Here is a 13,969-nt window from a genome sequence, read left to right on the forward strand (position 1 = left end):
GCGAAGTGTAACCGGCAGCAGCCCTCTGTGGCGAGACAGGCCCCCCACGTCGGAGGGGAAGCGGCGCGGCCGGCGCCAGGCATCCGATGATGCGCAAGGGTGCGCGTGGCCCGCGCGCGCGGGCTCTGCTTATTCGGCCACGGTTTCGGCCGGCGCCGCCTGCAGCGGCAGCATGATCTTGAATGTACAACCGATGCCGTCGACATTGTTCTCGACCCACAGCCGGCCCTGGTGCGACTCGATGATCGAGCGGCAGATGTTCAGCCCCATGCCCATGCCGTCGGACTTGGTGCTGAAGAAGGGCTCGAACAGCCGCTCCTTGGTGGCCTCGTCGACACCCGGGCCCTGGTCGATCACGTCGATATGGACGTTGTCGCCGATCTCGCCGGCCTCGACCCGCGCGTGCAGCCGCACCACGCCGCCGGCGCGCATCGCCGGCAGCCCGGCCATGGCCTCCACCGCGTTCTTGAGCAGGTTCACCAGGACCTGTTCGATCAGCACCGGATCGACATAGACCGTCATCGGCGGCGCCGGCAGCCGGGTCAGGATGGTGACGCGGCGGCGGGTGGCCTCCAGGTCGGCCAGGCCTACCGCGTCGGCGACGATGTCGTGCAGCGCGGCCTCGCGCCGCTGCGGCTGGCTGCGCTTCACGAAGCCGCGGATGCGGCTGATGATGGTGCCGGCCCGCACCGCCTGCGCCGAGGTCTTCTCCAGCACCGGGATCAGGTCTTCGGGCGTGCTGCGCCCCGAATGCAGCCGCGCCACCGCGCCCATGCAGTAGTTGTTGATCGCGGCCAGCGGCTGGTTCAGCTCGTGCGCCAGCGACGACGCCATCTCGCCCATGGTGGTCAGGCGGCTGGTGAACTGCAGGCGCTCTTCATGCTGGCGCGCCATCTCTTCGGCGGCCTTGCGCACGGTGATGTCGGTGGCGATCTGCATCTGCGCCAGATGGCCGTCGACCCACTGGATATAGCGGCGGCGCACTTCGAACCATTTCTGCATGTCGGGCACGAACACCTCGCGCGCATCTGACGCGTACGGCATCAGCTCCGATGCCGGCAGGCCGGCATAGGCATCGACATAGTCGGTGTTGTCGCTGGAGACCTGGTCCTTGTCGAGCTCGTCGCCGGCCAGCTTGACGTGGCCCTCGGCCTCCCAGCCGAACAGCTGGCGGTAGTAGCGGTTGGCGAACAGCAGCTCGGCCTTGTCGGTGGCCAGCACCGACACCGCGGCGTCCAGGCTTTCCAGCACGGTGGTGAAGCGGTCGTGCGCGGCGGCCAGTTCCTCGCGCGCGCGCTTGGGCTCGGTGATGTCCGTCATCGAGCTCATCCAGCCGGTATGGCGGCCGCGGCTGTCGACCAGCGGCGACACGTACATGCGGGCGTAGAAGCTGCTGCCGTCGCGGCGCATCACGCGCATCTCGTAGCCGCCGGCGGGCGACTTGCCCTGCAACGTCAGGTCGATCTGCTTCTGCATCTCCTGCTGGTCGTTGGGCGGCCAGTAGGGGAAGGGCGGCAGGCGCCCGACCAGGTCGTTTTCCTGCCAGCCGGTCATGCGGCAGAAGGCCGGGTTGACGTAGGTGATGCGGCCGTTCAGGTCGAGCGCGCGCAGGCCGATCAGCATCGAGTTTTCCATTGCGCGCCGGAACGAGGTCTCGGCCAGCAGCGCACGCTGCGCCTCGGAGCGGCGGCTGGTGTGCCGCCACATGCTCCACAGGCTCCACAGCAGGAAGCAGGACAGCCCCACCACCAGCCACAGCAGCATGTTGTTGGGCAGGTTCGATGCCGGCGGGTAGGCATCGGCGCGCAGCGACAGCGAATGGCCCGGCGGGTCGAGCAGCACTTCGTACGACAGCGCGTTGCCCGGCACCGGCCGCAGCGAGGTGCTGGCGCGGGTCTGGTTGTTCTTGTCGATCAGCGAGAAGCGGTAGCGCTCGGTCAGCTCGGGCGGCAGCAGGTGGGTCAGGATGCCGTTGATCGAGTACAGCGCGCCCAGCGTGCCGAGGAACTCGTTGTCGCGCACGATCGGCACTTCCATCAGCATGAAGCTGTCGCCGCGCTCGTTGACCAGCGGGCGCGAGTAGACCACGCGCTGGGTCTCGCGCGCGGCGTCGAAGGTGTCGAGCACTTCGGGCTCGAGCGGCTGGTCCTGGTTCTCGCGCAGGCGGCTGGCGAACTCGGAGGTCGACGGCAGCGACCAGCGGCCGCGCTTGGTGGCGTCGAGCCAGTTGATGAAGACGATCTCGGGATTCTCGCGCAGGATTTCCTGCGCCGCGGTGCGGTAGGCGCCTTGCTCCAGTTGCGCGGCGGCGATGTCGCGCGCGAGCGAGGCCAGCTGGTCCTGGTTGCTCAGCAGCGACAGGCGCACGCGCTGCTGCGCCCAGGCCGCGTCGCGGTACAGCGCGTCGCGCTGCTGCTGGCGTTCGGTCTCGTGCAGCGACCACAGGATCACGCCCATCGCCACGGTGAAGAGCACAATGGCAACCAGCGGGATGAACATGAACCAGCTGGTGGCGACCAGGTTGCGCCAGCGCAGCCACCACAGGCCGCGCGGCGGCGCCACCGGGACGCCGTCGTCCGGTCCCAGCGCTTCGATCGGCCCCAGGCCGGCTGCCGGGGACGGCGCATGCGGGACATGCGCGGACTCGCCGCCGGCGGCCTTGGCTGTACCCGACGCATCGGAGGGAAGCATGGCGGCACGCAGGCTGCGGAAAAGACGGTCGAGGCGGTTGAAAAACGGCATGGGAGGGATTGACGGCTGACCGACCAGTGTACCGAGATTATTGCGGTGCGTCGCTTGGGGAAAGCGCCAATGAAATCCCGGCGCCGCGTGCCGGCGCTGGCAGGGTGAAGGCACGGGGCATGCGGCTTCGGCTGTGATTCTTGGTGCGCTGCCGCATAATTCCACATTATAAAAAACGATATCGCAATTTGAAAATTTCCCTTGTGCTCGACATTGGGCTTCCATAGAATCGGTCCGACCCAAGAATGCGGGCGGTAGCCATGCGCCTGCCGCGCGGAGAAACCGGAACAGGTTTCCCGGCGGCGGCCCCGATGCAAGGCGGCAATGGCGCCGATCCTCCGCAAGTCGGTGCGAGTCATACGTTGAGTCGTGTCCGGCGCTGCCAGCGCGGACGCGGAAGCCAAGAATTCACCCAGGAGACAGTCATGTCCGCCGTACCAGAGCAGATCCTCGGCGCCTCGAGCGCCAACGACGCCGATCCCCAGGAAACCCATGAATGGCTCGACGCCCTGCAGGGCGTGCTGGCCGCGGAAGGCCCGGCACGTGCCGCCTTCCTGATCGACAAGCAGATCGAATACGCCCGCGTGAACGGCGTGACCCAGCCGTTCCACGCCGAGACCCAGTACATCAACACCATCCCGGTCGAGCAGCAGGCCCGCATCCCCGGCGACCAGGACATCGAGCACCGGATCCGCTCGTACACCCGCTGGAACGCCATGGCGATGGTGCTGCGCGCCAACAAGCACACCAATGTCGGCGGCCATATCTCGTCGTTTGCCTCGGCGGCCACGCTCTACGACGTCGGCTACAACCATTTCTGGCGCGCCCCGTCGGAGCAGAGCGGTGGTGACCTGGTCTTCGTGCAGGGCCACTCGGCACCGGGCGTGTACTCGCGCGCCTTCCTGCTGGGCCGCCTGAGCCAGGACCAGCTCGACAACTTCCGCCAGGAAGTCGACGGCAAGGGCATCTCGTCGTACCCGCACCCGTGGCTGATGCCGGACTTCTGGCAGTTCCCGACGGTGTCGATGGGCCTGGGCCCGATCATGGCCATCTACCAGGCCCGCTTCATGAAGTACCTGGACAGCCGCGGCCTGGCCAAGGCCGGCGACCGCAAGGTCTGGGCCTTCCTGGGCGACGGCGAGACCGACGAGCCGGAATCGCTGGGCGCGATCGGCATGGCCGGCCGCGAGAAGCTCGACAACCTGGTCTTCGTCATCAACTGCAACCTGCAGCGCCTGGACGGCCCGGTGCGCGGCAACGGCAAGATCATCCAGGAACTGGAGTCCGAGTTCCGCGGCGCCGGCTGGAACGTGATCAAGGTGGTGTGGGGCAGCAAGTGGGACGCGCTGCTGGCGCGCGACACCAAGGGCCTGCTGATGAAGCGCATGATGGAATGCGTGGATGGCGAGTACCAGACCATGAAGGCCAAGGACGGCGCCTACGTGCGCGAGCACTTCTTCAATACGCCCGAGCTGAAGGCGATGGTCGCCGACTGGTCCGACGAGGACATCTGGCGCCTGAACCGCGGCGGCCACGACCCGCACAAGATCTACGCCGCCTACAAGGCCGCCAGCGAGCACAAGGGCCAGCCCACGCTGATCCTGGCCAAGACCATCAAGGGCTATGGCATGGGCGACGCCGGCCAGGCCATGAACGTCGCGCACCAGCAGAAGAAGATGCCGGTCGACGCGATCCGCAAGTTCCGCGACCAGTTCAACCTCCCGGTCGCCGACGACAAGCTGGAAGAAGTGCCGTACATCACCTTCGAGGAAGGCTCGAAGGAACTGGAATACATGCGCCAGGCGCGCATGAACCTGGGCGGCTACCTGCCCGCGCGCCGGCAGAAGGCCGAAGCCCTGCAGGTGCCCGAGCTGAAGGCGTTCGAAGCCCTGCTCAAGGCCACCGGCGAAGGCCGCGAAGTGTCCACCACCATGGCCTTCGTGCGGATCCTGAACACGCTGCTCAAGGACAAGCAGATCGGCAAGCACGTGGTGCCCATCGTTCCGGACGAGTCGCGCACCTTCGGCATGGAAGGCCTGTTCCGCCAGGTCGGCATCTGGAACCAGGAAGGCCAGAAGTACGTGCCGGAAGACCATGACCAGCTGATGTTCTACAAGGAGTCGCAGACTGGCCAGGTGCTGCAGGAAGGCATCAACGAAGCCGGCGCCATGTGCGACTGGATCGCCGCCGCCACGTCGTACTCGACCCACGGCGTGCAGATGATCCCGTTCTACATCTACTACTCGATGTTCGGCATCCAGCGCATCGGCGACCTGTGCTGGGCCGCCGCCGACATGCGCTCGCGCGGCTTCCTGCTGGGCGGCACCGCCGGCCGCACCACGCTGAACGGCGAAGGCCTGCAGCATGAAGACGGCCATTCGCACGTGTTCCACGCGGTCATCCCCAACTGCATCTCGTACGACCCGACCTTCCAGTACGAGCTGGCGGTGATCATGCAGGACGGCCTGCGCCGCATGTACGCCGAGCAGGAAGACGTCTACTACTACCTGACGGTGATGAACGAGAACTACGAGCATCCGGAAATGCCGGCTGGCGTAGAGCAGGACATCGTCAAGGGCATGTACCAGTTCCGCAAGGGCGTCGAGAACAGCAACGCGCCGCGCGTGCAGCTGCTGGGCTCGGGCACGATCTTCCGCGAGGTGATCGCCGCCGCCGACCTGCTGAAGAAGGACTGGGGCGTCGAGTCCGACCTGTGGGGTTGCCCGAGCTTCACCGAGCTGGCGCGCGACGGCCAGGCCGCCGAGCGCTTCAACCTGCTGCACCCGGCCGAGACCCAGCGCGAAGCCTTTGTCACGCAGAAGCTGAAGTCGGCGCGCGGCCCGGTGATCGCCTCGACCGACTACGTGCGCACCTTCGCCGAGCAGATCCGTCCGTTCGTGCCGCGCCGCTACGTGGTGCTGGGTACCGACGGCTTCGGCCGCTCGGACACGCGCGAGAAGCTGCGCCACTTCTTCGAAGTGGACCGCTACTGGGTCACGCTGGCCGCGCTCAAGGCGCTGGCCGACGAGGGCGCGATCGGCCGCGACAAGGTCGCCGAGGCCATCAAAAAGTACAACCTCGACCCGAACAAGCCCAACCCGATGTCGGTCTGATCCGGCAGCCTGCACCCACCCCCGCAGTACGGCAGCGCCGTGCCGCGGGCGCCCCGGGCATGATCCCGATGGCGCCTTGCGGCACGGCGGCGTGACAGAAGCGGGCGGCGAAGGTAATCTCGCCGCTTGCGGACGTCGCGCGTGCCGGCCTGCCCAGGAGACACTGAATGAGTCAAGCGATTGAAATCAAGGTGCCGGATATCGGCGACTATGACGCCGTTCCCGTCATTGAAGTGCATGTGAAACCCGGCGACAGCATCAACGCGGAAGACGCGCTGGTGACGCTGGAGTCCGACAAGGCCACCATGGACGTGCCCTCGCCGCAGGCCGGCGTGGTCAAGGACGTCAAGATCAAGGTCGGCGACAACGTGGCCGAAGGCTCGCTGCTGGTGATGCTGGAACCGGCCGGCCAGGCTGCGGCCGCCCCCGCACCGGCGGCTGCGCCCACTCCCGCCCCCGCCCCCGCTCCGGCACCTGCCGCAGCGGCTCCGGCCCCCGCTCCCGCGCCGGCTCCTGCCGCGGCGCCGGCTGGCGCCGGCGGCACCATCGAAGTCAAGGTGCCCGATATCGGCGACTACGACGCCGTGCCCGTGATCGAAGTCCACGTCAAGCCGGGCGACACCATCAGCGCGGAAGACGCGGTGGTGACGCTGGAATCGGACAAGGCCACCATGGACGTGCCCTCGCCGCAGGGCGGCGTGGTCAAGGAAGTCAAGGTCAAGGTCGGCGACAACGTGTCGGAAGGCACGCTGCTGCTGATCCTGGAAGGCGCTGCCAGCGCCGCTGCTGCCGCACCGGCCGCTGCCGCCGCGGCACCGGCCCCGGCTGCCAGCGCGCCGGCACCGGCCCCGGCTGCGGCAGCCGCCCCGGCGCCGGCCGCCGCGCCCGCTGCTGCGCCGGCCGCCACCGCCGGCGCAACCGGCAAGGCCGCCCATGCCAGCCCCTCGGTGCGCAAGTTCGCGCGCGAGCTGGGCGTGGATGTCTCGCGCGTGCCTGGCACCGGTCCCAAGGGCCGCATCACCCAGGAAGACGTGCAGAACTACGTCAAGGGCGTGATGACCGGCCAGGCCGCCGCGCCGGCCCAGGCGGCCGCTGCCGGCGCCGGTGGTGGCGAGCTGGGCCTGCTGCCGTGGCCGAAGGTCGATTTCACCCGCTTCGGCGAGGTCGAAAGCAAGGCCCTGTCGCGCATCAAGAAGATCTCGGGTGCCAACCTGCACCGCAACTGGGTCATGATCCCGCACGTCACCAACCATGACGAAGCGGACATCACCGAGCTCGAGGCCTTCCGCGTGCAGCTGAACAAGGAGAACGAGAAGGCCGGCATCAAGGTGACCATGCTGGCGTTCATGATCAAGGCCACGGTCGCGGCCCTGAAGAAGTTCCCGAACTTCAATGCCTCGCTCGACGGCGACAATCTGGTGCTGAAGAAATACTTCAACATCGGCTTCGCCGCCGACACCCCGAACGGCCTGGTCGTGCCGGTGATCAAGGACGCCGACAAGAAGGGCGTGCTCGAGATCAGCCAGGAAATGAGCGAGCTGGCCAAGCTGGCGCGCGACGGCAAGCTCAAGCCCGACCAGATGCAGGGCGGCTGCTTCTCGATCTCGTCGCTGGGCGGCCTCGGCGGCACGTACTTCACGCCGATCATCAATGCGCCCGAAGTGGCCATCATGGGCGTGTGCAAGTCGTACATGAAGCCGGTATGGGACGGCAAGCAGTTCGCGCCGCGCCTGACGCTGCCGCTGTCGCTGTCGTGGGACCACCGCGTCATCGACGGTGCCGAGGCCGCGCGCTTCAACACGTACTTCGCGCAATTGCTGGCGGACTTCCGCCGCATCCTGCTCTAAGCGGGGTGGCGCCGCGCGGGCGGGGCGAAGGCCCGGCCCGTGCGGCGCGCCACGCGCAACCGGGAGCAAGCCATGACTACCTGTGTTGTCGTCAGGAAGGGCGCCGAGGTGGCGATCGCGGCCGACGCGCTCGTGACCTTCGGCGATACGCGCCTGTCGCGCGCGTACGAGCGCAACCAGAAAGTGTTTCCGGTGGGCGACGGCTTTATCGCGCTGGCCGGGACCACGGCGCACTTCCCGGTCATGCGCACGCTGCTGGCTGGGCTGGGCGATGAATGCCGGCTGGGCTCGCGCGACGACGTGTTCCGCACCTTCCTGAAGGTGCACGAGAAGCTGAAGTCGGACTACTTCGTCAATACCAAGGAAGACGATGACGACCCTTACGAGTCGTCGCAGATCGTATGCCTGCTCGCCAATCCGGCGGGCATCTTCGGCGTCTACTCGTATCGCGAGGTGTTTTCGTTCGACCGCTTCTGGGGCATCGGCTCGGGCCGCAACTATGCGCTGGGCGCGATGCACGCGGTCTATGACCGGCCGGACCTCGGCGCGGGCGAGATCGCGCGCATCGGCGTCGATGCCGGCGTGGAGTTCGACAAGAGCTCGTCCGGACCGATCGAGGTGCATACCGTGCGGCTGCACGAGCAGGATGCCGCGGCGACCCCGGACCAGGACGACGGCGCGGACGATGGCGCGGGCGGCGATCCGGCGAGCGGCAACGCAGCAACCAACAACGACGGCGCGCCCTGAAGCCGAGAGGCGGGCGCGCATAGAGGAGCAAACATGAGTGTGATCGAAGTCAAGGTGCCGGATATCGGCGATTTCGACGCGGTGGAAGTGATCGAGGTGCTGGTCAAGGCCGGCGACACGGTCGAGGTGGAGCAGTCCCTGATCGTGCTGGAATCCGACAAGGCCAGCATGGACGTGCCGTCGTCGGCCGCCGGCAAGGTGGTCGACGTCAAGGTCAAGGTCGGCGACAAGGTGGGGCAGGGCGCGGTGATCTGCACCATCGAGGCCCAGGCCGGCGCAGCCGCCGCGCCTGCCCCCGCACCGGCCCCGGCGCCCGCGCAGGCCGCCGCGCCGGCCCCCGCTGCGGCGCCGGCTCCCGCCGCCGCCAGCCACGCGGGCGGTGCCGATATCCAGTGCGAGGTGCTGGTGCTGGGCGCCGGTCCCGGCGGCTACTCGGCCGCCTTCCGCGCCGCCGACCTGGGCATGAATACCGTGCTGGTGGAGCGTTACGGCACGCTCGGCGGGGTCTGCCTGAACGTCGGCTGCATCCCGTCCAAGGCGCTGCTGCACAACGCCGCGGTGATCGACGAAGCCAAGGCGCTGGCCGCCCACGGCATCCTGTTCGGCGAAGCCAAGATCGACCTGGACGGCCTGCGCCACTACAAGGACCAGGTGGTCGGCAAGCTGACCGGCGGCCTGGCCGGCATGGCCAAGGCGCGCAAGGTGCAGGTGGTGCGCGGCGTCGGCAATTTCCTCGACCCGCATCACCTGGAAGTGGAACTGACCGAAGGCGAAGGCAAGCAGACCACCGGCAAGAAGACCGTGATCCGCTTCGACAAGGCCATCATCGCCGCCGGCAGCCAGGCGGTGAAGCTGCCCTTCATCCCGGAAGACCCGCGCATCGTCGACTCGACCGGCGCGCTGGAACTGCCCGAAGTGCCCAACAAGATGCTGGTCATCGGCGGCGGCATCATCGGCCTGGAAATGGCGACGGTGTACAGCACGCTGGGTGCCGACATCGATATCGTCGAAATGCTGCCGGGCCTGATGAATGGCGCCGACCGCGACCTGGTCAAGGTCTGGGAAAAGAAGAACAAGGACCGCTTCGGCAAGGTGATGCTGAACACCAAGACGGTCGCGGTGGAAGCCAAGCCGGACGGCATCTACGTCAAGTTCGAGGGCGAGCAGGCGCCGGCCGAGGCGCAGCGCTATGACCTGGTGCTGGTGTCGGTGGGCCGCTCGCCCAACGGCAAGCGCATCAGCGCCGAGAAGGCCGGCGTTGCCGTGACCGAGCGCGGCTTTATCGACGTCGACAAGCAGATGCGTACCAACGTGCCGCACATCTACGCGATCGGCGATATCGTCGGCCAGCCGATGCTGGCGCACAAGGCAGTGCACGAGGCCCACGTGGCCGCGGAAGCCGCGCATGGCGAAAAGGCCTACTTCGATGCCAAGCAGATCCCGTCGGTGGCCTTTACCGATCCGGAAGTGGCCTGGGCCGGCCTGACCGAGGACGAGTGCAAGGCGCAGGGCATCAAGTACAGCAAGGGCGTGTTCCCGTGGGCCGCTTCGGGCCGCGCCATTGCCAACGGCCGCGACGAGGGTTTCACCAAGCTGATCTTCGACGAGGAAACGCATCGCGTGATCGGCGGCGGCATCGTCGGCACGCATGCCGGCGACCTGATCAGCGAAGTGTGCCTGGCGATCGAGATGGGGGCCGACGCGGTGGATATCGGCAAGACCATCCATCCGCACCCGACGCTGGGCGAGTCGATCGGCATGGCGGCCGAGATCTACGAAGGCACGTGTACCGACGTGCCGCCGCCGCGCAAGCGTTGAGGCGCTGCCCGCTGCGATGACAAAGCCCGCCTTGATGGCGGGCTTTGTTTTGCATGATTTCGCAATTAACCGCCTTAAGTTGCCAGCGTCAATATCCAGTGGCTTGCAGCGAAGCGGGGAGTGCAGCGAGAAGGCTGGCTGGAAGAGAGAGAAGCCAAAAAAAACCCGACCTGTAGGGGTCGGGTTTAACGATACCTTTGGACAAGGAGACCGCGGTACCGAGGAGACATCGGCAGACAAGGCAGCGCCGGGCCGGTCGGTCAGGGCACTTCCTTTATCGTTGGCAAAGCCCACTGCATCGCATGGCGATGGGCTTTGCCAACGGACCGGCCGCAGCCGGTCCATCTTCAACACTGGCTATCAGGCAGCAGTGGCCTTCTTCGCCGTGGCCGTGCGGGCCGTGGCGCTGGCTTGCTGGGCAGCCTTGGTCGCAGCCGAAGCAGCGGCCTGGAAGTTGGTTTCAGCGATTTCGACCGCTTGCTTGGTCGCCTTCTGCACCGACTCGTAGGCGTTGTTGGCAGCGGAGATCGCCGACTTCACGATGGCCACGGTCGATTCCGAACCGGCCGGGGCGTTCTTGGCGAAGTTCTCGACCAGGGCCTGCACGTTCTTCGAGCCTTCGGCCAGCTGGGCCTCGGCCACCTTGGCGAATTCGCTCTGGGTTTCCGAAGCGATCTCGTACAGGTGACGGGTGTAGGCCAGGGTCTTTTCGGCGACCGGCTGCACGGCTGCGGCCTGGAGGGCCAGCAGTTCCTGCGCATCCTTGGCCGACAGCGCCTTCTTGGCGTTTTCCACGTTTTCGGCGAAGGTGGTCTTGACGACCTGCAGGTTCAGTTCGACGAGCTTTTCGACGCCTTCAAACGCCTTGGTGGTCAGGCCGAACAGCGTTTCGAGGTTAGCCTTTTGTGCTGCTGCGACTTGTTCCGGGGTGAGGATCATTGCTGGTCTCCAGTGGTGAACTTCAAGGTCAAGCAAATTAAGCCGCCTAGATGTCAGGGCCGTGACGGTGTTTCGCCCGTTTCGGCCAGCCCAGGCGTGTGGGTGGGTCAGGGCGCGAATCCGTTTGTGCGCCGCAACAAGCCGTATTTTAGGGGCGGCCAAACCAATGTCAAGGAGATTTTGTGCGTTGCACAAAATCCGGTTAGAGCGGGATGCTGCAAGTGATGCCGTAGCCATTCCCAGCCCCGCCGGCAATGCCCGGACAGGGGTGCTACCATGCCAGGCTGCCCGCGCCGGTACGACCGGCCGAGGCCGGAACCCCAACAAGATGTGAACAGAATCGCCCAGGCCTCTTTCCATGCTCGCTTTCTACGCCGACCACTTCGTGCTGCCGTTGCCGCCCGGACATCGCTTCCCGATGCGCAAGTACAGCATGCTGCGCGACGCGGTGTCGGCCCAGGTGCCGGGGCTGCGCCTGGCCGAGGCGCCGCGCGCCGGCGACGATGCGCTGCTGCTGGCACACACGGCGGAATACGTGGCGGCCGCCTCGGCTGGCACCCTCGACGCCGCGCGCCAGCGCGAGATCGGCTTTCCCTGGTCCGAAGCGATGGTGGAGCGCTCGCGCCGCTCGGCGGGCGCCACCATCGAGGCCTGCCGCGGCGCGCTGCGTGAAGGCATAGCCGTGAACCTGGCGGGCGGCACGCACCACGCGTACTCCGACAAGGGCGGCGGCTTCTGCGTCTTCAACGATGCCGCGATCGCCGCGCGCGTGCTGCAGCGCGACGGCGCCGTGCGCCGCGTGGCGGTGATCGACCTGGACGTGCATCAGGGCAACGGCACCGCATCGATCCTGCACGGCGACCCATCGGTATTCACGCTGTCGCTGCATGGCGAGAAGAACTACCCGTTCCGCAAGGAAGCGAGCGACCTCGACGTCGGCCTGCCGGATGGCTGCGACGACGAGGCTTACGCGCAGGCGCTGCAGGCCGCGCTGGACACGCTGTTCCGCCGCTTTGAGCCGGACCTGCTGATTTACCTGGCCGGCGCGGACCCGCACGAGGGGGACCGGCTCGGGCGGTTGAAACTGACCATGGCCGGCCTGGCACGGCGCGACCGCCTCGTGTTCGACGCCGCGCAAGCACGCCGCCTGCCGGTGGCGGTGACCATGGCCGGCGGCTATGGCAACCAGATCGAGGACACCGTTGCGGTCCATGCGCAGACGGTGGGGCTCGCCGCGCAATATCACGCCCGGTACGCGCAGCTTGCCGCGCAACTTGCATCATGAGCGAGCTGATCGAGTCAAGCCGCGGCGGCGCGGCCAGCCCGCGCGCCACACTGTGGGTGGCATCGATGCCGTGGCTGTTCGTGCTGATCTGGAGCACCGGCTTTATCGTCGCCAAATACGGCATGCCGTATGCGGAGCCGATGACCTTCCTGTTCCTGCGCTTTGCCGGCGTGCTGGTACTGATGGTGCCGTTCGTATTGCTGGCGCGCGTGCCGCTGCCGCGCGTGACGGGGTCGACGGCAACCGACTGGCGCGCGGTCGGGCATATCGCCGTGGCCGGCCTGCTGCTGCAGGCGGGGTACCTCGGCGGCGTATGGGCCGCGATCAAGCTCGGCATGCCGGCAGGCGTATCGGCGCTGATCGTTGGCATGCAGCCGATCCTGACCGCGCTGATTGCCACGCGCATGGGCGAGCGCATCGGCGCACGCCAGTGGCTGGGCCTGCTGCTGGGCATTGCCGGCGTGGCGCTGGTGGTGGCGAACAAGCTGGGTGCCAGCGGCTTGACGCCGGCCAGCCTCGCGCTGGCCGCCGGGGCGTTGTTCAGCATCACCGTGGGCACGGTCTACCAGCGGCATTTCTGCCCGGTGTTCGACCTGCGCATGGGTTCGGTGATCCAGTTCGCCGCGGCGGCGCTTGCCTGCGTGCCGTTCATGTTCCTGTTCGAGACGCGGGAGGTGCAGTGGACTGCCGCGATGCTCGGCGCGCTGGCGTGGTCGGTGGTGGCGTTGTCGATCGGCGCGATCTCGCTGCTGTTCCTGCTGATCCGCCAGGGTGCGGCCACCAAGGTGTCCAGCCTGATGTACCTGACCCCGCCCACGACGGCGGTGATGGCCTGGCTGCTGTTCGGCGAGCGCTTCCCGCCGCTGGCGGCCGCCGGCATGGTGCTGGCCGCGCTGGGTGTCGCGCTTGTCATCCGTCGCTAGCGACAGCGCGTTCGTATCGCGTAGGCCGCTGGTTCAGAATATTCGCATTTCGTACCGTCTCGCCTCCTGTCGCCTTCTCGCCCCATGAAACCCCAAGCCGAATCCCGCAGTGCCTATCCGTATTTCCAACCGATCACTACGCGTTGGATGGACAACGATGTCTATGGCCACGTTAACAACGTTGTCTACTACAGTTATTTTGACACCGTGGTGAATACCTACCTGATCCGGCAGGGCGTGCTCGATGTCACGTCGGGCGACACCATCGGGCTGGTGATCGAGACGCAGTGCAACTACTTCTCGTCGCTCAGCTTTCCCGAGACCGTGGTAGCGGGTTTACGCGTAGCCAGGCTGGGCACGTCGAGCGTGCGCTATGAGGTCGGCCTGTTCAGCGGCGACAACGAGGTCGCTGCCGCGCAAGGGCATTTCATCCACGTCTATGTCGATCGCGCTACGCGCCGGCCGGTACCGTTGCCGGGCGCGTTGCGCGAAGCGCTGCTGCCGTTGGCGGCGGCGGGCGCGGTGACGGGCGCACGGGAATAGGACGGGGCAACA

Annotated in this window: 9 protein-coding genes; 7 read left to right on the forward strand and 2 right to left on the reverse strand. The window is 67.0% G+C overall.

The genetic code is table 11. The features are described 5' to 3' along the window. Positions 1–129: 129 nt before the first annotated feature. Positions 130–2,742: a PAS domain S-box protein gene (locus tag FHX60_RS13080; RefSeq protein WP_092313513.1), complete on the reverse strand. Its 2,613-nt coding sequence runs from the start codon at positions 2,740–2,742 to the stop codon at positions 130–132. Positions 2,743–3,167: 425 nt separating this feature from the next. Between FHX60_RS13080 and aceE the strand changes: the two genes are divergently transcribed. The 4 genes from aceE (at position 3,168) to lpdA (ending at position 10,267) form a co-directional block, all read left to right on the forward strand. Beyond that, the gene (aceE, locus tag FHX60_RS13085; protein WP_112775442.1) at positions 3,168–5,855 is read left to right on the forward strand and encodes a pyruvate dehydrogenase (acetyl-transferring), homodimeric type; all 2,688 of its coding nucleotides are present in this window, start codon (positions 3,168–3,170) and stop codon (positions 5,853–5,855) included. Positions 5,856–6,022: 167 nt separating this feature from the next. Next, positions 6,023–7,702 (forward strand): dihydrolipoyllysine-residue acetyltransferase, encoded by a 1,680-nt coding sequence (gene aceF, locus FHX60_RS13090; protein WP_183283591.1) that lies wholly within the window; start codon positions 6,023–6,025, stop codon positions 7,700–7,702. Between the two features lie 72 nt (positions 7,703–7,774). Beyond that, positions 7,775–8,449: an Ntn hydrolase family protein gene (locus FHX60_RS13095; RefSeq protein ID WP_183283592.1), complete on the forward strand. Its 675-nt coding sequence runs from the start codon at positions 7,775–7,777 to the stop codon at positions 8,447–8,449. A gap of 33 nt (positions 8,450–8,482) precedes the next feature. After that, on the forward strand, positions 8,483–10,267 hold the full coding sequence (lpdA, locus tag FHX60_RS13100; RefSeq protein ID WP_112775445.1) for a dihydrolipoyl dehydrogenase: 1,785 nt from the start codon (positions 8,483–8,485) through the stop codon (positions 10,265–10,267). Positions 10,268–10,627: 360 nt separating this feature from the next. On the opposite strand, the gene phaP1 is transcribed toward lpdA, so the two are convergent. Beyond that, a complete protein-coding gene (gene phaP1, locus FHX60_RS13105) occupies positions 10,628–11,206 on the reverse strand; it encodes a TIGR01841 family phasin PhaP1 (protein ID WP_092313498.1) in 579 nt (192 codons plus the stop codon). A gap of 358 nt (positions 11,207–11,564) precedes the next feature. On the opposite strand from phaP1, the gene FHX60_RS13110 reads away from it, so the two are divergent. The 3 genes from FHX60_RS13110 to FHX60_RS13120 all read left to right on the forward strand — a co-directional run bounded on the left by FHX60_RS13110 (position 11,565) and on the right by FHX60_RS13120 (position 13,957). Then, the gene (locus tag FHX60_RS13110; protein WP_183283593.1) at positions 11,565–12,491 is read left to right on the forward strand and encodes a histone deacetylase family protein; all 927 of its coding nucleotides are present in this window, start codon (positions 11,565–11,567) and stop codon (positions 12,489–12,491) included. Then, positions 12,488–13,414, forward strand: a complete 927-nt coding sequence (locus tag FHX60_RS13115) for a DMT family transporter (RefSeq protein WP_112775447.1) — start codon at positions 12,488–12,490, stop codon at positions 13,412–13,414. The genes FHX60_RS13110 and FHX60_RS13115 overlap by 4 nt, the downstream gene beginning before the upstream one ends. A gap of 84 nt (positions 13,415–13,498) precedes the next feature. Continuing rightward, a complete protein-coding gene (locus FHX60_RS13120; RefSeq protein ID WP_112775448.1) occupies positions 13,499–13,957 on the forward strand; it encodes an acyl-CoA thioesterase in 459 nt (152 codons plus the stop codon). The last annotated feature ends 12 nt before the right edge of the window (positions 13,958–13,969 follow it).

The sequence above is a fragment of the Cupriavidus alkaliphilus genome (assembly GCF_014191175.1).
Taxonomy (GTDB): domain Bacteria; phylum Pseudomonadota; class Gammaproteobacteria; order Burkholderiales; family Burkholderiaceae; genus Cupriavidus; species Cupriavidus alkaliphilus.